This is a genomic window from Micromonospora sp. NPDC005367 (genome assembly GCF_040606825.1).
In the GTDB taxonomy this organism is placed as follows: Bacteria; Actinomycetota; Actinomycetes; order Mycobacteriales; family Micromonosporaceae; genus Micromonospora.
Genome location: NZ_JBEXFP010000011.1, coordinates 50,835 through 74,646, shown reverse-complemented (window position 1 = coordinate 74,646; position 23,812 = coordinate 50,835). Strand labels below are relative to the sequence as shown.

At 72.3% G+C, this 23,812-nt stretch carries 20 protein-coding genes and 1 pseudogene; 8 read left to right on the top strand and 13 right to left on the bottom strand.

What is annotated here, in order from left to right; translation table 11 throughout:
* Window positions 1-97: 97 nt before the first annotated feature.
* Both ABZS42_RS10755 and smpB read left to right on the top strand, forming a co-directional pair.
* Window positions 98-2,326, top strand: coding sequence for a hypothetical protein (locus ABZS42_RS10755; protein WP_355143882.1), 2,229 nt, complete (start codon window positions 98-100; stop codon window positions 2,324-2,326).
* Window positions 2,327-2,457: 131 nt separating this feature from the next.
* A complete protein-coding gene (smpB, locus tag ABZS42_RS10750; protein ID WP_355143880.1) occupies window positions 2,458-2,949 on the top strand; it encodes an SsrA-binding protein SmpB in 492 nt (163 codons plus the stop codon).
* A gap of 39 nt (window positions 2,950-2,988) precedes the next feature.
* On the opposite strand, the gene ABZS42_RS10745 is transcribed toward smpB, so the two are convergent.
* The 4 genes from ABZS42_RS10745 to ABZS42_RS10730 form a co-directional block, all read right to left on the bottom strand.
* A complete protein-coding gene (locus ABZS42_RS10745) occupies window positions 2,989-3,399 on the bottom strand; it encodes a type II toxin-antitoxin system Phd/YefM family antitoxin (RefSeq protein ID WP_355143878.1) in 411 nt (136 codons plus the stop codon).
* A gap of 394 nt (window positions 3,400-3,793) precedes the next feature.
* Window positions 3,794-4,387 carry a GNAT family protein gene (locus ABZS42_RS10740; protein WP_355143876.1) on the bottom strand — a complete coding sequence of 198 codons (594 nt, stop codon included), beginning with the start codon at window positions 4,385-4,387 and terminating at the stop codon, window positions 3,794-3,796.
* Window positions 4,388-4,535: 148 nt separating this feature from the next.
* The gene (locus tag ABZS42_RS10735; protein WP_355143874.1) at window positions 4,536-7,043 is read right to left on the bottom strand and encodes a DUF4132 domain-containing protein; all 2,508 of its coding nucleotides are present in this window, start codon (window positions 7,041-7,043) and stop codon (window positions 4,536-4,538) included.
* Window positions 7,043-7,435, bottom strand: coding sequence for a hypothetical protein (locus tag ABZS42_RS10730; protein ID WP_355143872.1), 393 nt, complete (start codon window positions 7,433-7,435; stop codon window positions 7,043-7,045). The genes ABZS42_RS10735 and ABZS42_RS10730 overlap by 1 nt, the downstream gene beginning before the upstream one ends.
* A 184-nt stretch (window positions 7,436-7,619) precedes the next feature.
* On the opposite strand from ABZS42_RS10730, the gene ABZS42_RS10725 reads away from it, so the two are divergent.
* Window positions 7,620-8,105, top strand: a complete 486-nt coding sequence (locus ABZS42_RS10725; protein WP_355143870.1) for a GNAT family N-acetyltransferase — start codon at window positions 7,620-7,622, stop codon at window positions 8,103-8,105.
* Window positions 8,106-8,132: 27 nt separating this feature from the next.
* Here ABZS42_RS10725 and ABZS42_RS10720 read toward each other — a convergent pair whose 3' ends face one another.
* The 6 genes from ABZS42_RS10720 to ABZS42_RS10695 all read right to left on the bottom strand — a co-directional run bounded on the left by ABZS42_RS10720 (window position 8,133) and on the right by ABZS42_RS10695 (window position 15,292).
* The gene (locus tag ABZS42_RS10720; RefSeq protein ID WP_355143868.1) at window positions 8,133-8,633 is read right to left on the bottom strand and encodes an anthrone oxygenase family protein; all 501 of its coding nucleotides are present in this window, start codon (window positions 8,631-8,633) and stop codon (window positions 8,133-8,135) included.
* Between the two features lie 62 nt (window positions 8,634-8,695).
* Window positions 8,696-10,510, bottom strand: a complete 1,815-nt coding sequence (locus tag ABZS42_RS10715) for an IucA/IucC family protein (protein ID WP_355143866.1) — start codon at window positions 10,508-10,510, stop codon at window positions 8,696-8,698.
* Window positions 10,507-11,088, bottom strand: a complete 582-nt coding sequence (locus ABZS42_RS10710) for a GNAT family N-acetyltransferase (RefSeq protein WP_355144000.1) — start codon at window positions 11,086-11,088, stop codon at window positions 10,507-10,509. Before ABZS42_RS10710 ends, ABZS42_RS10715 begins: the two co-directional genes overlap by 4 nt.
* A gap of 74 nt (window positions 11,089-11,162) precedes the next feature.
* Window positions 11,163-12,458 carry a SidA/IucD/PvdA family monooxygenase gene (locus ABZS42_RS10705; protein WP_355143864.1) on the bottom strand — a complete coding sequence of 432 codons (1,296 nt, stop codon included), beginning with the start codon at window positions 12,456-12,458 and terminating at the stop codon, window positions 11,163-11,165.
* A 36-nt stretch (window positions 12,459-12,494) separates the two neighbouring features.
* Window positions 12,495-14,069, bottom strand: a complete 1,575-nt coding sequence (locus ABZS42_RS10700; protein ID WP_355143862.1) for an aspartate aminotransferase family protein — start codon at window positions 14,067-14,069, stop codon at window positions 12,495-12,497.
* Between the two features lie 200 nt (window positions 14,070-14,269).
* Window positions 14,270-15,292, bottom strand: coding sequence for an ABC transporter substrate-binding protein (locus tag ABZS42_RS10695; protein ID WP_355143860.1), 1,023 nt, complete (start codon window positions 15,290-15,292; stop codon window positions 14,270-14,272).
* 113 nt (window positions 15,293-15,405) lie between these two features.
* Between ABZS42_RS10695 and ABZS42_RS10690 the strand changes: the two genes are divergently transcribed.
* The 5 genes from ABZS42_RS10690 (at window position 15,406) to ABZS42_RS10670 (ending at window position 21,010) form a co-directional block, all read left to right on the top strand.
* A complete protein-coding gene (locus ABZS42_RS10690) occupies window positions 15,406-16,461 on the top strand; it encodes an iron chelate uptake ABC transporter family permease subunit (protein WP_355143998.1) in 1,056 nt (351 codons plus the stop codon).
* Window positions 16,458-17,486 (top strand): iron chelate uptake ABC transporter family permease subunit, encoded by a 1,029-nt coding sequence (locus tag ABZS42_RS10685; protein WP_355143858.1) that lies wholly within the window; start codon window positions 16,458-16,460, stop codon window positions 17,484-17,486. The genes ABZS42_RS10690 and ABZS42_RS10685 overlap by 4 nt, the downstream gene beginning before the upstream one ends.
* A gap of 98 nt (window positions 17,487-17,584) precedes the next feature.
* Window positions 17,585-18,373: an ABC transporter ATP-binding protein gene (locus tag ABZS42_RS10680; protein WP_355143996.1), complete on the top strand. Its 789-nt coding sequence runs from the start codon at window positions 17,585-17,587 to the stop codon at window positions 18,371-18,373.
* On the top strand, window positions 18,370-20,418 hold the full coding sequence (locus tag ABZS42_RS10675) for a penicillin acylase family protein (protein ID WP_355143856.1): 2,049 nt from the start codon (window positions 18,370-18,372) through the stop codon (window positions 20,416-20,418). Before ABZS42_RS10680 ends, ABZS42_RS10675 begins: the two co-directional genes overlap by 4 nt.
* Window positions 20,408-21,010: a GNAT family N-acetyltransferase gene (locus ABZS42_RS10670; protein WP_355143854.1), complete on the top strand. Its 603-nt coding sequence runs from the start codon at window positions 20,408-20,410 to the stop codon at window positions 21,008-21,010. Before ABZS42_RS10675 ends, ABZS42_RS10670 begins: the two co-directional genes overlap by 11 nt.
* Before the next feature lie 93 nt (window positions 21,011-21,103).
* Here ABZS42_RS10670 and ABZS42_RS10665 read toward each other — a convergent pair whose 3' ends face one another.
* The 3 genes and pseudogenes from ABZS42_RS10665 to tnpA all read right to left on the bottom strand — a co-directional run bounded on the left by ABZS42_RS10665 (window position 21,104) and on the right by tnpA (window position 23,733).
* Window positions 21,104-21,982: a metallophosphoesterase gene (locus ABZS42_RS10665; protein WP_355143852.1), complete on the bottom strand. Its 879-nt coding sequence runs from the start codon at window positions 21,980-21,982 to the stop codon at window positions 21,104-21,106.
* Window positions 21,983-22,073: 91 nt separating this feature from the next.
* Window positions 22,074-23,318: a transposase gene (locus tag ABZS42_RS10660; RefSeq protein ID WP_355143850.1), complete on the bottom strand. Its 1,245-nt coding sequence runs from the start codon at window positions 23,316-23,318 to the stop codon at window positions 22,074-22,076.
* 17 nt (window positions 23,319-23,335) lie between these two features.
* Window positions 23,336-23,733: pseudogene (gene tnpA / locus ABZS42_RS10655) on the bottom strand (IS200/IS605 family transposase).
* Window positions 23,734-23,812 lie beyond the last annotated feature (79 nt).

Sequence of the window (23,812 nt, the reverse complement as noted above, 5' to 3'; positions counted from 1 at the left end):
TCGGCAGGACGATTGCCGGGCGTCCGGGCGGGTAACCGGGGCCGGGCGCCGGCGGGGCGCCGCGGCCCGGGCTGCCGTAGACACCTCCGGGGGGCCTATGTCGGGGACGCCGGCGTCAGCGGCCGGGCCGGCGGAGACCGGCGAGGTCGTTGAGCTGCGGGTGCACGGGGTCTCGGGGGCCGGCGCCGAGCAGGTGCTGGACCGGCCGCACGCGTACCAGGTCGCCGGGGACAACAACGGCGGGTTCTTCCGCCCGCGGCCCGGCTACCCGGACACCCGCGGCCCGGGCGGCGTCACGGTGGAGGCGTACCGCTGGAGCGATCTGCCCTCCGGCACCGCGGTGCGGACGCTGTCGCTGGTCTTCCTGCTGCCGTTCATGCTCTGCAACGTGGCGGCCTGGATGCGTCCGACACCTCCCGAATCCCATGCCCTGATGAAGACGCTGTGCCGGGTACTCGGGCTCACCCTGACCGCGCTCTACGTGCTCTCCATCGTCGGGGTCGCACTGGATCTGGTCGCCTGGCAGTGCATGGCCTCCCCGCGCTGCGTCCGAGACCGGGACTGGCTGTCCTGGCTGGGCGCACAGCCGACCGGGCTGCGCCTGGCGGTGCTCAGCCTGGTCCCGGCCGGGGCCATCGGCCTGCTCTGGTGGCTCGGCGCACGGCCCGGCCGGCCGTTCAGCGCATTCCGCCCAACCACGCGCACCGAGTCCGGAAAGTACCAGCTCGGTGCGGCGGGCGAACAGAATTTCGCCCCGATCGTCGGACGGCTGCGCTCGATCCACGTCGCGACCGCGTTCGCCACACTCGACGCGAGCCTGCTCGCCGCCCGCGCCGGGCCCGGCGCCTCCGTCGCGTCGCTGGTGCTGGCGGTGCTGGTCGGAGCGGTCCTGGTGGCCTGCGTGGTGCTGGTCTGCGCCCACAACCTGATAGAAAGGCCAAAAGCCGGCCCTAGGGCGGACCTCGTCATGCGGACCCTGCGCACGATCGCCTGCGGGTTGACCGTGCTGGTCGTGGTGGTCGTCCTGGTCGACCCGACGCCGTGGCCGGCGGGGATCGGTCTGCCCCGCTACGGGGCCACCCTGGCGTGGATCTTCGTCGCCCAGACGTTGCTGCTGGCCGGCATCGGGCTCGTCGTGCTGCGCGGTCGGGGCATGCGGGCCACCCGGAGCGGTTGGGGAGCACCGGCCATCGCGGCCGTCGCCACCGGGCTGGCGGTGGCGTTCTCCTCCGAGCTGGTCTACCGGGTGGCGGACCTGCTGAACCGCGACCAGCCGACCGCGGCACGCCTCCTGATCAGCCCGCCGCCGGCGTACAAGTGGGCGATCTTCGGATTCGTGCTGGCGGTGCTCGGCACGTTGCTCGTCGCCGGGCTGGTGACCGTCATCTCCGTCCGGAGCAGGTACCGCATCGCCGCCGAGATCGTCGCTCGGGACTTTCCCAACGCTCCGCCGGAGGCCGGGCCACGGCTGCGGCAGGTCGAGCGGACCATCGCCCGGGCTCGATTCACCGAGCACCTGGAGCCGATCACCATGGCCTACGCCTGCCTCATCGGGCTGGGCCTGGCCACCAGTGTCTTCGGACTCATGGGGCGGTACCCGGCGGACATCGTCCAGGGCTACATCGGGGTTCCCGGCGACCTGGTGAACTTTCTCCTCGGCACGGGCAGCTACGTGATCGCCGCCATCCTCCTCGGCCTGCTCGTCGGCGGCATCTTCGCCTACCGGACCGTCGAGTTCCGCCGGTACGTCGGCGTGATCTGGGACCTGGGCACGTTCTGGCCCCGCGGCACCCACCCCTTCGCCCCGCCCTGCTACGCCGAGCGGGCGGTACCCGAGCTGACCCGACGGATCACCTACCTAGTCGGGCAGGGCAACCGGGTGCTGCTCTCCGGGCACAGCCACGGGTCGGTGTTGCTCGCGGCGACCGTGCTGCAGCTGCCGGAACGGGTGGGGGAACGGGTCGCCCTGCTCACCTACGGCTCGCCGCTGCGCCGGCTCTACGGCCCCCTGTTCCCCGCGTACGTCGACGACGACGTGCTCCGGGAGGTGGGCAGGCGGGTCGGCTGGCGGTGGATCAACATCTGGCGGGACACCGACCAGATCGGCAGTTGGATCTTCTCGCCCAACCGGCCGGGCGACCCGACGCGCCCGGACGACCCGGCGGCGACGGTGGACCGGCGGCAGATCGACCCGCGCGACGTGGTTCCTCCGCCGAGCGACAGCGTGCCACCGCCGATCTTCGGGCACTGGCCGGGCGAATCCGACGACCGGCTCACCGAGTCGGTTCGGGAACTCGCCGAGCGGCTCCGCACCGAGACCTCCTGACCGCCGGCCCCCGTGACCGTGCTCCCCCGGCCGCCGTGGCCGGTGCTGCGGCTCGGGCGGGCTGCCCTGATCGACTCGGCTCGCCATGGACCGGGCGGGCGGGCGCCCGGCGTCCGGATATCCTCAGCCGGGTGAACGCCTCCAGGCAGCCCGAGCGCCGGCTGATCGCCTCGAACAAGAAGGCGCGGCACGACTACACGATCCTCAAGACGTACGAGGCTGGGATCGTGCTGGCCGGCACCGAGGTCAAGTCGCTGCGGGAGGGGCGCGCGTCGCTGGTCGACGCGTTCGCCCAGGAACGCGACGGCGAGATCATGTTGTACGGGCTGCACATCGCCGAGTACGGCTTCGGCAGCTGGACCAACCACCAGCCGCGGCGCACCCGCAAGCTGCTGCTGCACCGGGTGGAGATCGAGCGCATCCTCGCCAGGACCCGGGAGGGCGGGTTCACGCTCGTGCCGCTGTCGATGTACTTCGAGAACGGCTGGGCCAAGGTGGAACTCGCGCTCGCCCGGGGCCGCCGGTCGTACGACAAGCGTCAGGCCCTCGCCGAACGCGACGCCAATCGGGAGATCGCCCGGGAGTTGGGTCGCCACCTCAAGGGCCGGACCCGCCGGGCCTGACAGCAGCCGGCGCTTCTCGCCGGCGACGTGGCAACCGGATCAGTCGGCGAGCAGATCGGCGTGGGCGGCCCGGAGCCGGGCGAGGACCGGATCGTCGCCCGAGGTACGGCGGTCGAGCTCGGCCCATGCCTGCGCCAACGCGGCACGAACCGCCCGCAGCTCGGCCGCGTGCCGGCGGCCACTCTGCCGGCGCTGCTCGTCGAGGCGGCGGGCCCAGCCGGAGGTGACCGTGGCGAGCCGGTCGGCGTCGGAACGGGCCTGCGCCTGGGTGCGCGCGGCGCCGGCCGGCACGATCGCGGCCACCGGACGTGGATCGCCGTCGCGGGTCACCACCGTGACGGTGTCGGTCAGCTCGGCGAGCGCGACGAGCTGGGTGAGCCGGGTGCGCGCCTCGCGCAACGGCAGGGAGCGCGGCTGATCGGAGTGAGGGGTCAGCGCGGAGACAGCCATGGATGCATGTTGCCGCGGGGGTACGACAGAAACGAGTCTCGTCGAGGGCGAGAGCGACCGGGTCGCCCTTGAGACGCTGGCCGTCCGGCGCGGGCTGCATCGGGCGGGATACGGGGCGGAGCTGTCCCGCGACGCGATGGCCGCGCTGGGATTCCACATCTGCGTCGCCGACCGGCAGGACGAACTGATCCGCGCGGTCGGCGTCGAGGCGGTGCAGGAGGTCGCCGCCGCCGAGGGCGAGCTGCGCTCGTTCCGGCTCTTCGAACGGCAGCCGGCCCAGCAGGGACGCCCGGTGGACGCGCAGCTGCGCAGGTTCCTCGGCACCCGTTCCGGACGCGAGAGGGGGTACGCCCGGCGGCTGGTCGACGCGCTCGACCCGGGCCGGGTGCCCCGGTCACTCGACGGCGTGCCGGCCTGCGTCCGAGTCACCACCCTCGGCGGGAAACGCTGCCCGCCACTCGTCGGCGAGCACCGACCAGACCTGTATGTCGATCCGGCCGGACGGGCCCGGGTAGACCTCGCGGAGCGTGCCGTCGAGACGCAGGCCCAACCGGCGCGCCAGCGCGATGCTGCGTACGTTGTCGGGCTTGGTGCGCCACTCGACCCGGTGGATGCCACGCTCCCGCACCGCCCGGTCGACGACGTGACGTACGGCCCGGAAGACCAGCCCGTGGCCCTGGGCGGACGGTTCGAGCCAACAGCCCACCTCGCACACGCCGAGCGCGACGTCGAACGAGACGAACATGACCCCGCCGACGAGCGTGTCGTGACGCCACAGTCCCCAGATGGCTCCGGCGTCGCGCGCCCGACGGTCCGCGTACCGCTGGAGCACCGCCCGGGCCGACTCCAGGTCGGTGGCCACGAAGGACGGCCCCACCCAGGGAGCGATGTGCTCGCGGGCACGGTCGAGGTGGGCCAGGAACTCCTCGGCCCGCCAGGGCTCGAGCGGACGCAGCTCGACGTCGGTGGTCAGCGGCAGCGCGAACACGGCTCTCCCGGAGATGTCGCTGGTCGGATCTGGGCGATCCGATCATGTCGTCCACGTGGCCGTCCCGACCACCCTGTTTCGGACCGGATCGTTCCCGGGGACCGTGCCTCCGGCGGCTCGCCGCGACCACCGGAGGCACGGCGCGGGCTCACCGGTGCCGGATCTGGGAGACGATCGTCGCGTCGGTGATCTCGGTGTCCCGGGCGAGGAGCAGCGCCTTGCTGAGGATGACGCCGAGCATCCGGTCCCCCTCGAACGGCAGGAACAGCTGGCCGTTCCCGGCCGTCGCCGATTGCTGCGGCACGATGCAGAGATACTCGTCGTTGGGGCTCATCAGGATGTTCCCCGACCCGAGGTGGATCTTGTATGTGCGCAGGTCACCGCGGACCACGAGGAAACGTCCCGCCAGCTGGCACCGGTCGGCGACGGCCAGCCGGGGCACGAGCCGCATGAGCAGGTCCCGCCGGGTCTGCGCGGTGGCCGACAGCTCGCCGAAGCCGTACGACTGCCAGTACTCCCGGTACCGGCCCTCGGGGCCGCCGTCCTGCCAGGTCGGGTCGTTGCCCACGCTGGCCACCCCGACGAAGAGGTCGACGTCGCGCATCACCTCGCTGAACACCAGCGGCGGGATCTGCTCCAGCGGCAGCGGGGCGGCCGGCTCGCCGCCCGCGGGGAGCCATTGCGCGTACCCGCCGCCACCGGCGTGCGCGCTGTTCTCCGGCGCGTCGAGTGGGTAGAAGCGGACCTGGTCGGTGACCAGCCGCAGATAGCTGCCCGTGCCGGTGGCGTCGGTGTCGTAGTCGTCGCCGGCCCCCTCCACCCAGTACTCGGCGCGCAGTCCCCACTCGGGCAGCTCACGGGTCGCCGGAGGGTACTCGTCGTCGACCATCAACCGCAGCCGGTTGCGCCAGCCGCGCACCGCCGCGAGCGCGTGGAACTGGTGCTGACGCAACACGTGCGCGGCGAACCGGTTGGAGTAGACGCCGGTGCGTTCCTCGGCGGCGGTGAGCAGGTAGACCTCCCGGTGCGCCTGCTTGAACGGCTGCACCACGGCGTGACGTTCCAGCCAGTCGCGCCAGCCGAGCACCTCGGCGAGGTCACGCCCGATCGGGTGCCAGATCGTCACCTCGGTGTCGTCGGCCGCCGTGACCGGCACGTCGTCGACGGTGCGCAGCGCGCCGCCGGCGTACCCGCACGGCACTCCGTCGACCAACCAGATCAGCCGCCGCCCGAGCGTGCCGACCAGCGGATGGTCGAGATGCCGCGCCCGCCAGGCGGCGTACCGCCAACGCCGCTGGGCGAGGAACTGCCGGTCCAGCCGCTCGGCCTGGGCGGCCAGCATCTTCTCGACGTCCTTCGCCGTCGCCTTCAACTCCCGCAGCCGCTCGGGGTGCTCCCGGCGGACGGCGGCGGGCACCGTCCGGACCGGCCGGCCTGCGGCGTTACGCCAGTGCAGCGCCACCACACCGCCGTCGACCACCAGTTCCGCGGTGACCTCGCCGAACGTCTCGATCCGCCGACCCGTGCCGGTCAGGCCGTACGTCGGGACCGCCAGCTCCTCGACCTCCGTCCGGGACAGCCCGAGATCGGTCGCCCGCTGGTCGAGAGCCTTGTTGAGTTCCTTGAGCGTGCCCTTGTAGGTGACCCGGGCGGTCAGCCGGGCGAGCTGGGCCAGCGCCGGCTCACCGTCCAGACGGGAGAGCGCCTGGACGGCGGCGTTGGCCACCTTGGGGTTGCGCGGGCCGAGGCCCGGCACCTTGCGCAGCGAGGTCTCCACCAGCCGCCCCAGCTCGCGCGCGACGTCGCTGTCCGCGCCGTCGGCGGTGAGGGTGAGCAGCCAGATGAGCCCTCGCAGCGCCGTCGCGTTGTACGGGTCGTACGCCTCGGCGAAGTTGTACTCGTGGTCGCGGGAGCGGATTGCGACGGTGCGCGGGCGACCGACCTGCGCCAGCCAGGTGAGCGCCGTCTTGCGGTAGGCGTCGTCGCCCACCCGGTCGAGCAACGCGCGCGCCTGCCGTTCCCAACGGGCGGTGGGGCGGGCGGCGGTGGCGGTGACCGCGTGCGCCAGCAGGTCCGGCCAGCCGCCGCCGAGCGCGGGCAGCTCGGCCAGCACCTGGTCGCTCCACGCCTCCCCCGGGTTCAGCAGGGGCTCACGGACCCGTTCGAGCAGCTGCCGTAGCGGGCCGGTGGAGCTGTAGCCGGTGACCTCCGTGCGACGCAGCGCCGCCACGACCTCGCCGGGCAGGGCGCCGTCGGTCTCGTACACCACCTGGCACAGCTCGGCGTACTCGTCGACGAGCCACCAGGTCCACCGGCCGGTGGAGTGGCCGAGCAGGCGCCGGATGTCGGCGATGGCGACCGCCGCGCCGAACCTGCGCAGCAGCACCACCACGAGCGTGCTCAACTCCTCGTCGTCGGCCTCGTCGTCGTGGCCCGGCGGGTCACCCGCCTCGAGCCGGTCGACCAGGGCGGTCGCGAGCCGGGCCCGCCGGTCGCCGGGCAGCGCGTCGAGCGCATCGGCGATCCGAGGGCCCTCGTAGTACCAGCCGCCGTGGAAGTGACGGGCGATCCAGACCAGCTCCGTGACGATCGCGGCGATGTCGTCGCCGGTGGCGAGCCGCCGGAGCGCGGCGACGTGCTTGTCGTAGGCGCTCATCAGCCACCGACCAGCGGGACGAGCTTGAGGAAGCAGACCTCCGTGCCGGCGTGCAACTGCACCTCCGCGTCGAGGTGGTCGACCTGCCGGTCGTCGACGAGCACCACGAAACCGTTGCGGCCGAACGTCTCGATCGCGCGTTCGTACTGCTCCTCGGCGTCGACCCGGCGGGGCTCGCGCAACCGGTAGCCGTTGAGCGTGCGCTCGGCGTCGCTGGGCTGCACCAGGCCGCGGAAGACCTCGGGCCGCCGGGCGTTGTACTCGGCCACCTCCTGGAAGACCCGGCGGCGGATCAGCTCGCGCAGGGCGAGCCGCTCCTCGAAGACCTCCAGGTGCCACGCGTCGGCCTTGGCGCCACCGGTGGTCTCGTCGACGAACCTCACCATCACCATGGCCGTGGAGTCTAGGTTCGGGCACCGACAACGATCCGCCGGTGCCACCACTGTGGACCTCCCGTGCCCGCGCCCGAGCGGTACGTCACCACGCGGATCCCGCCGGCCGGAGAGCGCCCGCCGGGCCGCCGGCGTCTCGGGAAACCCGGTTGCCTCGCCGTACCGGCGTCCCTAGCCTGCGCGGGTGCGGATCCGAGAGTTCGCGCCGCAGGACTGGGCGCAGGTGTGGCCGATCGTCTCCGAAGTCGTCCGGGCGCAGGACACGTTCGCCTACGATCCCGCGATGAGCGCCGACGAGGCGTACGCGATCTGGGTGGAGGCCCCGCCCGGACGTACCGTGGTGGCCGTCGACGGCACGCGGGTCCTCGGTACGGCGAAGATGGGTCCCAACCGTCCCGGGCCCGGCTCGCACATCTGCACCGCGAGCTTCATGGTGGCGACCGACTGCCGCGGCCGGGGTGCCGGCACCGCGCTCTGCCGGGACGCGCTCGACTGGGCTCGGCGGCAGGGGTACGCGGGCATGCAGTTCAACGCGGTCGTGGAGACGAACCGGGCGGCCGTCGAGGTGTACCTGCGGGAGGGCTTCACGGTGGTGGGCACCGTGCCCGGCGCGTTCCGGCACCCCACCCTCGGCCGGGTCGGCCTGCACGTCATGTACCACGAGTTCTGACCGGCCCGGACGAGGAGACGCGCCGGGTCAGCCCGCGACCCGGCCGTGCACCACCAGTGCCCAGCTGAGCAGTACGAACCCGGCCGCCGAGGCGACCGCACGCACCAGGTTCCAGCGGATCCACGCCGGGGCGAACCGGTCCCGCACCGCAGCGACGTCGGCGAGCCGGTCGGGGTCACCGGCCCGGGCGAGCGCGTTGTTCAGCGGCACGTTGACCGCCATGGTGACCACCAGCGCGACCAGGTAGAGCACCAGCGCCGACACGATCCAGGGCAGCACGCCGGTCCAGTCCGCGCTCGCGTGCAGAGCCGCGGCCGCGCCGGTGAAGAGCAGTGCGCCGAAGAAGCAGGCGAAGAACCAGCCGTTGAGGATGGCCTCGTTGATCCGCTGCATGGCGAGGATCAGCGTCCGGGCGTCGGCCCGTACCAGGCCGGGCATGACGGAGTACGCGAACGCGGTGAAGAGGCCGGCCATCAGTCCCATGGTCACAGTCGCGGCGAGCAGGCTCAGGGTGCGCAGCGTCGTCATCGGGTCATTAGACGCGCCGTCGGGGCGTCCCGGCCACCCCGGTCGCCCCGACGGCGTCGGCCCTAGCGCGCGGGCGCGTACGGTGCCAGCGGGTTGGCCAGCGTGCCGACGAGTTGCAGCGCCGCCGACGGGTCGGCGAGGTCGACCATCTGCTGGTTGTCACGCAGCTGCAACCGGTTGAGGCAGGAGAGCGCGAACTCCGGGGCGAACAGGTCGTAGCGCTCGATCCGCGCGGCCAGGTGCGGAACGCTAGCCAGGTAGTCGGCGGCGCAGCCGGCCACCGTACGCCAGAACGCCTCCTCGGTGAGCGTCCCGGCCTCGGCCAGTACCGCGCCCAGGTGGCGCAGGTAGCAGTCCAGCACGTCGGTGAAGACGGCCAGCAGCCGCTCCTGCTCCGGCACGTCGGCCCGGATGCGTTCGACCGCCGGTGGCAGTGGCCGGTCGGGGCTCATCACCACGATCTCCTCGGCGATGTCCTTGAAGATCGCCCGCTCGACGGTGTCGTGGTCGTCGAGGACGAGGATCACGTTCTCGCCGTGCGGCATGAAGGCCAGGTCGTAGGCGTAGAACGCGTGCAGCAGCGGGGTCAGGTAGGCGTCCAGGTAGCGGCGCAGCCACGTCTCCGGCGCCAGGCCCGACCGGTCGATCAACGCGGCGGCGAAGGAGCCGCCGTCGCGGTCGACGTGCAGCAGCGAGGCCATGGTGGCCAGTCGCCGGCCCGGTCCGAGATCCGGCACCGGGCTCTCCCGCCAGAGCGCGGCGAGCATCTTCCGGTACGGCGAGTACCGGTCGGTGGCCGCCTCGTACTGCGAGTGCCGGTAGCCGATCGCGGCCCGCTCCCGCAGGACGGTGAGGCCGGTCGCGGTGAAGACCTCGTCGGCGGCGATCAGCTCGGCGAGCCAGTCGTTGATGGCCGGCGTCCCCGCCATGTACGCGGCCGACAACCCGCGCATGAACCCCATGTTGAGCACCGAGAGCGCGGTCTTGACGTAGTGCCGTGTCGGGTCGGTGAGGTTGAAGAACGTCCGGATGGACTGTTGAGCGAGGTGTTCGTCGGGCCCGGTTCCGAGCCACACCAGGCGGCGCTGCGCCACCTCGCCGGCGAAGGTGACCGCGATCCGGTGCCGCCACTGCCACGGGTGGACCGGGAGCAGCAGGTAGTCGTCGAGGTCGAGGCCGAGCCCGGCCATGACGGCCTCGAACCGGGACAGCGTCTCCGCACCGAGTTCGCCGGTGACGAGGGTGTCGTAGTCGAGGTCCGCGCAGTGGCTGAACTGCGCGTGGTCGCGGTGCGCGGCGAGCCAGAGCAGCCGGACCGGCCGGGCCGCCTCCGGGGCGTACCGGTGGTACTCGTCGATGCCGAAGCCGAGCCGGCCGTTGTTGGCCACGAAGCAGGGGTGACCCTCGGTCATCGAGGTCTCGATGGTCTGGAAGTCGGCCGCCGCGAGTTCCTTGGCGGTCATCGGCGAGCGGTCCAGCTTGTAGGCGATGCCGGCCAGTGTGGACGTGATCTCCTCCAGGTAGACCGGGAGGACCTGATCGGAGAGCCCGAGGGCCCCGCGCAGCTCGATGATCAGGTCGACCGCGTCGAGGGGCAGCTCGTCCTCGCCGCGATGCCGGGTGATGCTCTCGGCGTCGATCTGCCAGTGCTCGAGGGTGCGCACGATGGCGGCGAAGCGGTACGTCACGGTGCCGTCCTCGCTGCGCACCACGTACCAGCGTGGGGTGTCGCCGCCAGCGGCGGCGGGCGCGGCCGTCGGCTCCGGGGTGAGCAGCCGCTCGTGGGCGAACTCGGCGAGGGCCTTGCGCACCAGCAGCCGGTTGGCCCGGGCCCAGTGCGCGGGAGTGAGGTGGGCGACGGGGTCGAACACGGTCACGCCGAGGCTCCGTCCATGCCGGGCGCTCCGGTCGCGGAGACCGGGCCGGCGTCGAGGCCGGTGGCGGAATGGAAGCCGGCGCGGGTGCAGATGCTCAACAGTGCGTCCTTCTCGGGTTTCGTGATGGCGCCGACGACCTCGAAGCCGACGGCGGCGTTCAGCGCGTGCACCGCGGTGTTGCGCACGTCCGGCTCGACCACCACCCGTTCGGTCGACGGGTCGGCGAAGAGCCAGGCCAGCACCGTGGTGATCACCGCGCGGGTGAAGCCGTGCACGGGGGTGTCGGCCGGCGCGCAGAGGAAGTGCATGCCCACGTCACCGGGGCGTGCGTCGTACCGGCCGACGAGTTCGACGCGCGCGGGGTCGTAGCGCTCGGCCAGGAAGGCGGGCCGACCACGCCAGTGGCCCAGGTACGCGTCATGGTGCGGATGCTCCACGATGCGCCGGTACTCCTCGGCGACCCGGGCCACGTCGGCGTCCCGCATGAGCCAGAACACGGCCTTCGGATGGGTCACCCAGCGGTGCAGCAGCGCGGCGTCGATGTGCGGATCGACCGGGCGCAGGGCGAACTCGCCCAACGAGGGGTCGACCCGAGTGAACTCGACGCCGCGACGCGGCCGGGAGTCATCAGCCGCCGACTCGTTGCGCCCGCTCACGACGCCGATCCCGCCGGTGCGCCGAACTCCTGAAAGGTGATGCTCTTCTCGATCGGGTAGTGCTCCCGGCCGAGCAGCTCACGGATGATCCACGAGTTGCGGTACGGGCCCATGCCGAGGTCCGGCGAGGTCACGCTGTGGGTGTGGGTGCCCCCGTTCTGCAGGAAGATCTCCCGGCCGGCGTGGTCGATGCTGTAGTTGCGGGCGACGTCGAAGCGTCCGTGCGCGTCCCAGCGGATCCGGTCCCGGACCGGCTCCAGGAACGCCGGCGGCAGGTAGCGGTAGCCGGTGGCCAGCACCAGCCCCTCCGTACGCAGGGTGAAGTCCCGCCCCTGCTCGACGTGCCGCAGCCCGAGGTCGTACGTGCCGGTGGCCGGTTCGTACGCGGCGCTGACCAGCTCGGTGTTGGTGAGCAGCCGGGTGTTCACCGGCCCGGCGACGCTGCGCTCGTAGAGCAGGTCGAAGATCCCGTCGACGAGATCCCCGCTGATGCCCTTGAACAGGCCCTTCTGCTCGGACTCCAGCCGGTAGCGGGTCGACTCGGGCAGGGCGTGGAAGTAGTCCACGTAGTCCGGTGAGGTCATCTCCAGGGTGAGCTTGGTGTACTCCAGCGGGAAGAACCGGGGCGAGCGGGTGACCCAGTTCAGCTGGTAGCCGTACGTGTCGATGTCGCCGAGCAGGTCGTGGTAGATCTCCGCCGCGCTCTGCCCGCTGCCGATCACCGTGATGCTCCGTCTGGTCCGCAGCGCCGCGCGGTTCTCCAGGTAGCGGGAGGTGTGCACCGGCTCGCCGCCGAGCCCCTCGCACCTCTCGGGCAGGTATGGCGGGGTCCCGGTGCCGAGCACCAGATGCCGCGCCCGGTAGGTGACGGTCTCCCCCGCGCCGACCCGGGCGCGCACCACGTACCGCCCGTCGGCCGGGTCGTACTCGACGGAGGTGACCTCGTGGTTGAACCGCAGGTTGGGCAGCTTCGCGGCGGCCCACCGGCAGTACGCGCTGTACTCGCCGCGCAGCGGGTAGAAGCTCTCCCGGATGTAGAACGGGTAGAGCCGCCCGCTCTCCTTCAGGTAGTTGAGGAACGAGAACGGCGAGGTGGGGTCGGCGAGGGTGACCAGGTCGGCCAGGAACGGTGTCTGCAGGCGGGCCGAGGACAACAGCATGCCGGGGTGCCAGTCGACGCCCGGTCGGGCCTCCAGGAACACCCCGTCCAGTTCGGGGATCGGCGCGGTGAGGCAGGCCAGGCCCAGGTTGTACGGGCCGAGGCCGATGGCGATGAAATCGTGCGTGGACATGCGGCCCTCCCGGGCGGGTTCGGCAGCCTTCGGTGGTCAGCCGACCCGGCAGGCCAGGTCGGCGGTGCTCCGCTCGTGCACGTACCGGCCCGCGTGTTCGGCGATGAGCTGCAGCACGTGCCCGACGTCGTCGAGAGTGGTCTCGGGGTTGAGCAGGGTGAACTTGAGGAAGTGCCGGCCGTCCACCGTGGTGCCGGCGACCAGGGCGGCGCCGGAGGCGGCCAGCGCCTCCCGCGCGTACAGGTTCGCCGCGTCGGCGAGTCCCCGCCCCGCTCCGGTGGGCAGGTAGCGGAAGACGACGGTGCTCAGCGGTGACCGGGTAACCACCTCGAACCGGGGGTCCTCGCTGATCAGTTCCCAGGCGTCGGCGGCCCGGTCCACCACCTCGTCGAAGAGGTCGCCGAGCAGGTCGGGGCCCATCACTCGCAGGGTCAGCCAGAGTTTGAGCGCGTCGAAACGCCGCGTGGTCTGGAGGCTCTTGTCCACCTGGTTGGGGATGCGTTGCTCGACCATGCGGGCCGGATTGAGGTAGTCGGCGTGGTACGTGACGTGCCGCAGCACGCGTCGGTCGCGTACCAGCACGGCGCTGGAGCTGACCGGCTGGAAGAAGGACTTGTGGTAGTCGACGGTCACCGAGTCGGCCCGCTCGATCCCGTCGAGCAGGTGCCGGCGGGTGCGCGAGGCCAGCAGCCCGCAGCCGTACGCCGCGTCGACGTGCAGCCAGACGCCGGTGGCGGCACAGACCGCCGTGATCTCGTCGAGCGGGTCGATGGAGCCGAAGTCCGTGGTACCGGCGGTGGCCACCACGGCCATCACCACCAGCCCGTCGCGCCGGCAGCGCTCGATCTCCCGCCGCAGCACGGCGGGGATCATCCGCCGCTGCGCGTCGGTCGGGATGGTCAGTACCGCGTCCGGGGCCAGGCCGAGCAGGTTCGCCGACTTCTGCACGCTGAAGTGACCGGCCGTCGAGGTGAGCACCCGCAGCCGGGGCAGCAGTTCGGCACGGGCCTCCCGGCCCGCCGCGGCCTGGCACGCCTCCTCCCGGGCCAGCAGCAGCGCCTGCAGGTTCGACTGGCTGCCGCCGCTGGTGAAGACCCCGTCGGCGGCGGGACCGAGACCGATCCGCTCAGCCGTCCAGTCGATCAGGCGGCGCTCGACCAGGGTCGCCCCGGCGCTCTGGTCCCAGGTGTCCAGGGAGGAGTTCACGGCGCTGAGCACCGCCTCGCCGAGCAGCGCCGGGATCACCACCGGGCAGTTCAGGTGCGCCAGGTAGCGGGGATGGTGGAACCAGACCGCGTCGCGCAGGTAGACCTCGTCGAGTTCGTCCAGAGCGGCGGCGGTGTCGCCGAGCGGCCGGTCCAGGTCGATGCCGGCGAACCGGGGAGCCAGCTCCCCCGGCGTCACCCCGGTGAACGGCCGGTCCACGCCGGCCACTCGCCGGGCCACCCGGTCGACACCACCGGCGAGAACCGTCCGGTACCGCGCGGCCGTCCCGCTGTTGAACAGATGTCCCCGGGCGGCGGTGGCACCGGACCGGGCCTCGACCGGGACGGGGGTGGGCGAACCGGGCAGGTTCGTGACGGCCTCGACGGTGTACGCCGGCAGACTCATTGGGAAATGTCCTCCACGCTCGGTTGCGGACGGAGCTGATCTCGGGCGGCCGGAACCCGCCGCCGTGGTCGGGCGGCAGGACGGCAGGGGGAACGGCGTCGCCGGACTACGTGCCGGACATACGCGGCGGAGGCCGCGAGAGATGCCGGGAAGGGGCCCGGCGGACAGCGGATCGTCGGCCGGGGCCCTTCCTCGCCGCCTCAGCTCAGCTTCTTGGCGGCGCGGATGGTGGTGGCGAGGTTCTCCAGCAGCGGCGCGGCGCCGGCGTACGAGAAGCGTGGGACGGCGTCCCACGGCGCGACCTGGTTGGCCTTGACCGCGGGCAGCTGTGCCCAGGTCGGCTTGGCGGCGAGGTCCTTGGGCTGCAGCGCGGTGCTGCGGTTGTCCAGCAGGATCAGGTCGGCCGGGAACTTGCCGGCGTTCTCCCAGCTGAGCGCCTCGAAGTAGTCACCCGCTTCGAGCTTGGTGGGCACCACGATGTCGACGCCGAGCTCGGCGAAGTACATGAGGTCGGTGCTGACCTTCGGGTTGGAGGCGTAGAACAGGTCCGGGCTGCCGGAGGCGGCCAGCACCTTGATGCCCGGGTTGGCCTTCACCGCCTGACGGACCGACTCGGCCGCCGCCTCGAAGCGGGCCTTGGCGTCGGTGACCTTCTTCGCGGACAGGTCCGCGCCGAGGGACTCGGCGAGCTTGGCGTAGCGCTCGATCGGCTTGGTCATCGGCACCCGTGCGGTGGTGATCGCCACGGAGGGCGCGAGTGGAAGGATCTTGTTCTTGCTCTCGTCCGGGACGTACCAGAGGGCGCCGGGGTCGTACATGTGGGTGACGAGCAACTCGGGGCGGAGCGCGGCGTACTTCTCGACGCTGAACTCGCCCCAGACGTTGCCGAGGATCTCCACCCCCTCCACGTTCAGGTCACCGGCCTGCGGGTCGACCGTGCCGTCGGCCCGCTTCGTCTCGCCGAACACCCCGACGATCTGCTTGTCGAGTCCGAAATCGACCAACGCGGCGGCGGTGCCGGTGAACGCCACGACCCGGTTCGGCCGGTTGGCGGCGGTCACCTTCTCGCTTCGGTCGTCGGTGAACGTCCAGGGGCCACCACCGCTGGTGGTCGGTTTGGCGGAATCGCCGCCGCCGCTGCAACCGGCCAGCAGGAGGCCGATGGCGGCGGCCCCACCGGCCAGCAGGCCGCGACGGGAGATACGAGACGTGGAATCGAGCATGGCGTCGTCTTTCGATCAGGGTCCAGGATGACCGTGGACAGCGCGGTTAGGTTAACCTAACCTAAATCGCTGTCAAGTCTCGTCCGGCGTTTCTCCCCCTACCGGAGCCCACACTGTCCGTTCTCCAGTCATCACCATCCGGCGTCGCCGCGACGGCCCCCCGACCGGTCCCACCGCGCCGCGGGCGGGCCACCGTACGGGCCGTCGGCCTGGTCGGCGCCGTGGCGCTGCTCGCCGCCGTCGTCGTGCTCAGCATCACGGTGGGCGCGAAGCAACTGCCTCTCGCCGACGTCTGGTCGGGCCTACGGGAACCCGACTCGGCCGAGTACGCGGTCGTCCACCAGATGCGTCTGCCGCGTACGCTGCTCGGCCTGCTCGCCGGCGCCGCCCTCGGTGTGGCCGGCGCGGTGATGCAGGCGCTCACCCGCAACCCGCTCGCCGACCCGGGTCTGCTCGGCATCAACTCGGGCGCCTCCGCCGCGGTGGCCACCGCCGCCGTGCTCGGCGTGACCGCACTCAACGGGTACGTGTGGTTCGCGCTGCTCGGCGCGGCGGCGGTGACCGCGCTGGTCTACGCCGTCGGAGGCGGGCGCGGCGCCACCCCGGCCCGGCTCGCGCTGGCCGGCGCGGCGCTCAACGCCGCCCTCTACTCGTACGTCAGCGCCGTGATGCTGCTCGACGCCGCCTCGCTGGACCGGCTGCGCTTCTGGACCGTCGGCTCGCTGGCCAGCGCCGACGCCGCCACGGTCGCCCGGGTGGCGCCGTTCATCGGGGCAGGGCTGCTGGTCGCGCTCGCTGCCGCGCGTCCGCTCAACGCACTCGCTCTCGGCGACGACGCGGCCCGGGCTCTCGGCGCGCGCCCGGCGCTGATCCGGGCGACCGTCATCACGGTGGTCACCCTGCTGTGCGGGGCGGCCACCGCAGCCTGCGGCCCGATCGTCTTCGTCGGCCTGCTCGTGCCGCACCTGGTCCGCGCGCTCACCGGGCCCGACCTGCGCTGGCTGCTGCCGTACTGCGCGGTGCTCTCACCGGTGCTGCTGCTCGGCGCCGACGTGCTCGGCCGGGTGCTCGGCCGCCCCGGTGAACTCCAGGTGGGGATGGTGACGGCCGTCCTCGGTGGGCCGCTCTTCCTCTGGCTGGTGCTGCGCAGGAGGGTGGCCCGCCCGTGACCGTACTGCGTACCCCGGGCGGATACTCGCTGCGGTTCCGTCCCCGCGCGCTCGCCGTCGGAGCCGGCTGTGCCCTGCTCGCCGCGGCCCTCGGCGTGGTGGCCGTCGCCGGCGGCGACTACCCGATGACGCCCGCCGACGTGCTGCGCACCCTGCTCGGTGGCGGCACCCCGGCCGAGCGGTTCATCATCCACGAGTTGCGGCTGCCCCGGCTGGTCACCGCGCTGCTGGTGGGCGCGGCCCTGGCGCTGGCCGGGGCGGTCTTCCAGTCGCTGGTGCGCAACCCGCTGGGCAGCCCCGACATGCTCGGATTCACCCAGGGCGCGTCGACCGGCGCGCTGGTCGTGGTGGTGCTCGGCGGCAGCAGCCTCGCCCTCTCCGGCGCAGCGGTGGCCGGCGGCCTCGCCACCGGGCTGCTCGTCTACCTCCTCACCTGGCGCAACGGCGTGCACGGCTACCGGCTGATCCTGGTCGGCATCGGCATCACCGCCATCCTCACCGGCGTCAACGGCTACCTGTTGACCCGGGCACCGCTGATGGACGCCGCCCGGGCGGTGCTCTGGCTCACCGGGAGCCTGGACGGGCGGGGCTGGTCCGAGGCGCTACCGCTGCTGATCGTGCTGGGGGTGCTCGGCCCGCTGGTGCTGGTCGGCTGCGGACCGGCGCTGCGGATGCTGGAGATGGGCGACGACACCGCCGCGGCGCTCGGTGTTCCGGTGCGACGGCTGCGGATGGTGCTGCTCGCCGCGGCGGTACTGCTGGTGTCGTTCGCGGCGGCGGCCGCCGGACCGGTGTCGTTCGTGGCGCTGACCGCTCCGCACCTGACCCGACGTCTCACCCGCTCGCCCGGGCCGAACCTGCTTGCCGCGATGTGTGTGGGCGCGGCACTGCTCGTGGCCGCCGATCTGCTGGCGCAACGGGCGTTCACCGGTCACCAGCTTCCGGCCGGCGCGATCACCGGCGCGATCGGCGGGGCGTACCTGGTCTGGCTGCTGGCGATGCAACGACGGGCGGGCCGGCTGTGAGCCGGTTCGCGAGGGGCGGCGGAGCCGCCGGGAACACCCGCGACGAGAACGGAGCACCACTCATGCAGGCCGGCACCTCCAGGCTCCTCGGTACCGGGATGACCCTCGCGTACGACCGGCGCACCATCGCCGAAGAACTGACCGTCGCCGTGCCGGACCACTCCTTCACGGTGGTGATCGGGCCCAACGCGTGCGGCAAGTCGACAGTGCTGCGGGCGCTGTCGCGGATGCTCAAGCCGACGAGCGGATCGGTGCTGCTCGACGGGGCGGACATCCACCGCCGGCCGGCCCGCCAGGTCGCCCGCACGCTCGGTCTGCTGCCGCAGTCGTCGATCGCGCCGGACGGCATCACGGTGGCCGAGCTGGTGGCCCGCGGCCGGTACCCGCATCAGGGCCTGCTGCGGCAGTGGTCACGCGAGGACGAGCGGGTGGTCGAGGAGTCGATGACGGCCACCGGCGTCGCCGACCTCGCCGACCGGGTGATGGACGAACTCTCCGGTGGGCAGCGCCAGCGGGTGTGGATCGCCATGGCGCTGGCCCAGCAGACGCCGCTGCTGCTGCTCGACGAGCCCACCACCTACCTGGACATCGCCCACCAGATCGAGATCCTCGACCTGTGCGCCCGGCTGCACGAGGAGCAGGGCCGCACCCTGGTCGCGGTGCTGCACGACCTGAACCACGCCGCCCGGTACGCCACCCATCTGATCGCGATGCGCGACGGCCGGGTCGTCGCCGCCGGGCCGCCCGGCGAGGTGGTCACCGCGGAGCTGGTCGCGGAGGTGTTCGGGCTGCCCTGCCGGGTGATCGAGGACCCGGAGAGCGGCACCCCGCTGGTCGTTCCGGCCGCCCGCCGCCCGGTCGCACGACCCGCCCCGGAGCCGGCGTGACCCCCCAGGTGTTCCGCGACGCCTGGGGCGTCCCGCACCTGCGGGCCGACGCGGAGCCGGCGCTCGTCGCGGCGCAGGGCCGGGTGACCGCGTACGACCGGGCCTGGCAGTTGGAGGTGGAGCGGCACCGGGCCCAGGGCACCAGTGCGGCCTTCCTCGGCGTCGGCGAGCTGGACTGGGATCGGTTCGCCCGCCGCGCGCGGCTGGCGGACACCGCCCGCCGCTGCCACACCGCGCTGGATCCGGCCACCGCCGAGTGGGTGGGCGCCTACGTCGACGGGGTCAACGCCGGCCTGGCCGCCGGGGCGTCCCGGTCGCCGCAGTTCGCCGCCGTCGGGCTGCAACCCGGCCGTTGGGAGCCGTGGACCCCGCTGGCCGTGTGGCTGTCCCACCACGTGCTGTTCGCCAACGTGCCGACGAAGCTGTGGCGCGAGCACGTGGCCCGCCGGCTCGGCGAACAGTGGATGACGCTCTTCGCAGCCGACGCACCGGCCACCGCCGGCAGCAACGGCTGGCTGCTGGCCGGTGACCGCACCGCCGCCGGGGCGGCGCTGCTCGCCGGGGACCCGCACCGCTTCATCGAGGACCCCGGCGTGTACCAGCAGATCCGGCTGGCCTGCCCGGAGTACGACGTCGTCGGATTCGCAGTGCCCGGCGTGCCAGGAATCGCACACTTCGGACAGACCGGCGGGGTCGCCTGGGCCATCACCAACGCGATGGCCGACTACCAGGACCTGTACGCGGAGCGGCTGCGCCGCCGCGGCACCGCCGTCGAGGCGTACGGACCGGACGGCTGGGAGCCCGCGGCGACGCACACGGAGACCGTCGAGGTCGCCGGCGGGAACCCGGTGGAGGTCGAGGTGATCGAGACCGCCCGCGGGCCGGTGGTGATCGGCGGCCCGGACGACGACACGGCCATCAGCCTCCGCCATCCGCCCCGGGTGCTCGCGGAGCTGGGCTTCGCCACGCTGCCGGCGCTGCTGCGGGCCCGGACCGTCGCCGACGTGGACGCGGCCGTCGACCAGTGGGTCGAGCCGGTCAATGTGCTCCAGGCCGCCGACAACTCCGGCGGGCTGCTGCACCGCGTCGCCGGCGCGGTGCCGGTGCGGCATCCGGCGAACCGGCTCCGGGTGGTCCCCGCCTGGTCGGCCGAGCACGCCTGGCAGGGCTGGTACGCGCCGATGCCACTCGCCGAGGTGGACGAGTGCGCGGTGATGGCGAACGCGTGCGAGCTCGCCGCGCCGCTCGGCGTCGAGTTCGCCCCGCCGTACCGGGCCGACCGGATCCGTGAACTGCTCGACGCGGGCGGCGACTGGACGGCCGAGGCGATGGCGACGATCCACACCGACGCGCACCTGGCCTCGGCGGGCCCCCTGATCGCCCGGCTGGCCCGGCTCACCGGGCTCGGTCCCGCCGCCACCGCCCTGCGTGACCGGCTGCTGGGCTGGGACCGCCGGATGGCCGCCGACAGCCGCGACGCCGCCGCGTACGCGCTGGTGCGGGCGGCGCTCGTGCGCCGGCTCACCGCCCACGAGGCGCTCGCCCCGCTCGCCGACCCACCGGCGTACCCGCAGCTGTTCCAGCCCTGGCTGGCGCTCACGCCGCGGGTGGCGCACGCGATCGAGGCGGTGCTGGGCAGCGGGCTGTTGCCCGACGGCGACCCGGAGGCGCTGGTGCGCGCCGCCGTCGAGGACGTGGCGGAACGGGAGCTGCCCCGCTGGGGCGAGCTGCACCGGCTCACGCCGTGGCGAGCGCTGCCGGAGGCGGACGCGGACGTGGTGCCAGGGCTCGCCGGCGACCACGACTGCGTGCTCTGCACCTCCAGCGTGCCGGGAGTCACCCACGACTGCCTGCGCGGGCCGGCGGCGCGTTACGTCTGGGATCTCGGCGACCGCGACCGCAGCCGTTGGGTCGTGCCGTTCGGCGCCTGCGGGGTGCCCGGCGACGCGCACCACCACGACCAGACGCCGGCCTGGCTGGCCGGCGACCTGCTGCCCGTGACCACGGACTGGGAGCAGCTCACCGAGGAGCGAGATGACCACTGAGCAGGACACCACCGGAACCGACCCGCACCACCACGACCGCGACGTGGCCGGGTTCGGCCGGCTCACCGTCCGCCCGGTCGACCCGGACGGCGACGTCGACCTGCTGCACGGCTGGGTGACGCAGGAGCGGGCCCGGTTCTGGGGCATGCTGGACGCCGACCGCGAGCGGGTGCGGGAGATCTACACCTACCTGAATTCGCTGACCACACACCACGCCTACCTGGTGCGCCGGGACGGGCTGCCGGTGGCGCTGTTCCAGACGTACCAGCCGGAGGCCGACCCGGTCGGCGAGTGCTACCCCGTCCAGCCCGGGGACTTCGGCCTGCACCTGCTCGTCGGCCCGGCGGCCGTGGCCGAGCCGGGATTCACCGGAGAGCTGCTCGGCGCGCTGCTCGACTTCGTCTGGGCCGACCCGAACCGGCGACGGCTGTTGGCCGAGCCGGACGCGCGCAACGACAAGGCGATCGCGCGGCTGCTGCGCAGCGGCTTCCACCTCGGGCCGATCGTCGACAAGCCGGAGAAGCGGGCCCAGCTGCTCTTCCTCGACCGGCCGGTAGTCGCCGCGGACCGGCAGCCGACCGACGAACGGTGACGGCAGTGGCGGGCGACCTCCACCGCGATCCGACCGGTCACGGCTACCTGGCACGGGCCGCCGGATCCCGCGCGACATCGCACCCGCCGCGAGTCAGGACGGCGGGGCGGGCAGCACCACGCGGGGCAGGACCGGCTCGCCACGGGGACGCCACTCCCTCGGATAGCCCAGCGACACCTCCTCGAAGCGAACCCCGTCGTACCAGGTGGTGCGTGGGATGTGCAGGTGGCCGTAGACCACTGCGGCCGCGCGGAAGCGCAGGTGCCAGTCCGCTGTCCGCGTGGTGCCGCACCACTGCGCGAACTCCGGGTGGCGCAGCACCCGGGTCGGCTCCCGAACCAGCGGGAAGTGGTTCACCAGCACCGTCGGCCGGGCGGGGTCGACGGCCGCCAGCCGCCGCTCGGTGTACGCCACCCGGACCGCGCACCAGGCGTCGCGTCCCGGGTACGGGTCGGGATGCAGCAGCATCTCGTCGGTGCACACCACCCCAGCGTCGTACGCCCGGCGCAGCGACTCCTCCTTGTCGGTGGCGCCGGGGGCGTGGAACGAATAGTCGTAGAGCGTGAACAGCGGCGCCACGGTGACCGGGCCGTCCGGGCCGGGCCAGACCGGGTACGCGTCCTCCGGAGTGAACACGCCCAACTCGCGGCACATCGCGACCAGTTCCCGGTAGCGCGCCTCACCGCGCAGCTGGACCGGATCGTCGCGCAGCGTCCACAGCTCGTGGTTGCCGGGAGCCCAGATCACGGTGGCGAACCGGTCGCGCAGGAGGGCCAGCGTCGCGCGGACGTCCGCGAAGTACTCGGCCACGTCGCCGGCCACGATCAGCCAGTCGTGCTCGGAACCGGGGCGCAGCCCGTCGACGATCGCGCGGTTCTCGGCGTACCGGACGTGCAGGTCGCTGACCGCGAGCAGCCGCCCGCCGCTCACCCTGCCGGACCACGGGCCGGGGCGGTCGCCCGACGGCCGCACGTACGCACCTTCACGGCCGCACCCCCTGCTCCACCGACGGTCCGCATTGACTTCCGCTGCCCCCCTGAAGGAGGCAGATTCCCGGCGGCGCTCATGCTGCACGCCGGGAGGTTGACGCTTCACAGCGGGACCCGACGGTCTCGGCTCCACGTCCATACACGGCAAGCCCTGCCGCGTTCAGGATGTTCACGGCGGCGTTGCTGTCGGCATGACCCGTCCAACCGCACGACGTGCAGACGAACACGACACCCCTGCGGGAAGCCGGGTCACGATACCCGCAGGCCGAACACGTCTGAGACGTACCCGCAGCGGGAACCTTCAACAACTGACCGCCTCGTTCCACCAGCTTGTACGCCAGCAGATCAACAGTCCGGCCGTGCGCCTCGTTCAACATCGAACGGTTCAGCCCAGACTTCTGCCGAACGTTCACGCCGGGCGCATCGACGGTGCCCTTGGCGCTGCGGGTCATGTTGCGGATCTGCAGGTCTTCCACCACCACGATCCCGTATCGCTCCGCGATGGACGTGGTGGTTTTGTGCTGCCAGTCGCTCCGACGGCGCTTGACTTTCGCGCGCACCTTGGCGATCTGGTCGTACGTGCGGCGCAGCCGGTTCGAGCACGGCTCACCACGCTTACGTGTCTGCTTCTGTCGTGCAGCCTTGCGTTCCAGCCTGAGGAGCCGTTCGGCTTCCTTCGGACGGATCCAGTCCCCATGAGACCGGTCGTTGCCGTCCGACAACGCGAGGGCGACGTTGACGCCCCGGTCCACACCGACAGCCGGCCCCGGATGCTGCGCGGAAGTGGGCTTGTCGACCTCGGTGCGGAACACGACGTGCCAGCCCAACGCGTCCTTCACGAGCCGGGCGCCGGTGACACGGCCAGACTCGCGGCCGACTCCAGGAATAGGGCCGGACCAGCGGAACTTGACCACACCGACCTTGGGTACGCGGACCTGTCCGACGTGGCGGGACAGCCGAACCACGCCTAGGTCACGGCCTTGGGGCACGTCGACGGCCATCCTCGACCGGATTCGGGACTTGAATTCGGGGGCCGACGCGCGACCCTCCCAGCAGTTTTTCCACGCCCGCATGTACGTCTTGAGTACCTGCTGCGCGGCCTGCGCCGGAAGATCAGCGAGCCACGGGATGTCGTTGCGGGCTTGCCGGATCGCCTCGTCGGCCTGCTTCAGGCTCGGGCGGCGGTTCTTCCCGCCCCACGTCCACCATGCGTGCAGCAGGTTCCACATGGCACGAGCAGCATGCCCCTGACTGTCGAGGGCTGCGACCTGCCCAGGGGTGAGGGACAGCCGCCGGACGTAACCGTGGTTGACCTTCACGATGTCGTCCCTTTGCGTCACGGACGTTCCCATTGCGTTTCGATGTACTTCTGAATCGTCGCAGCGGACACGTCGCCAACCGACGACACAAAGTACGACCGGGACCACAGGGTGGGCAAACGTCGCCGCAGGTGAGGGAACTCGTCGCGGAGAACCCTCGACGTAAAGCCTTGAACTGGTTCGCGATGTACGACGGTGACGCGGCCGGGTCAGCGCGAACGAACAGGTGCACATGGTCGGGCGTGACTTCCAGTGCCACAGTTGACCATCCATACTCGGCGGATCTCTGTTCGATCAGTTCTCGGAGCCGTTCGGCGACCGGGCCGACGAGTGCGCCGCGGCGGTACTTCGGGCACCACACGCTGTGGTATCCGAGGCTGTACGCCGCCCCGCGGTTCGTCTGGTGTTCAGCCACGCACGACGTACATCTAACAGTATGGGGTTGGTGCAGCGATTCACCTGCCGCCTGAAGACGGCAGCCCTCTCGCCTCACT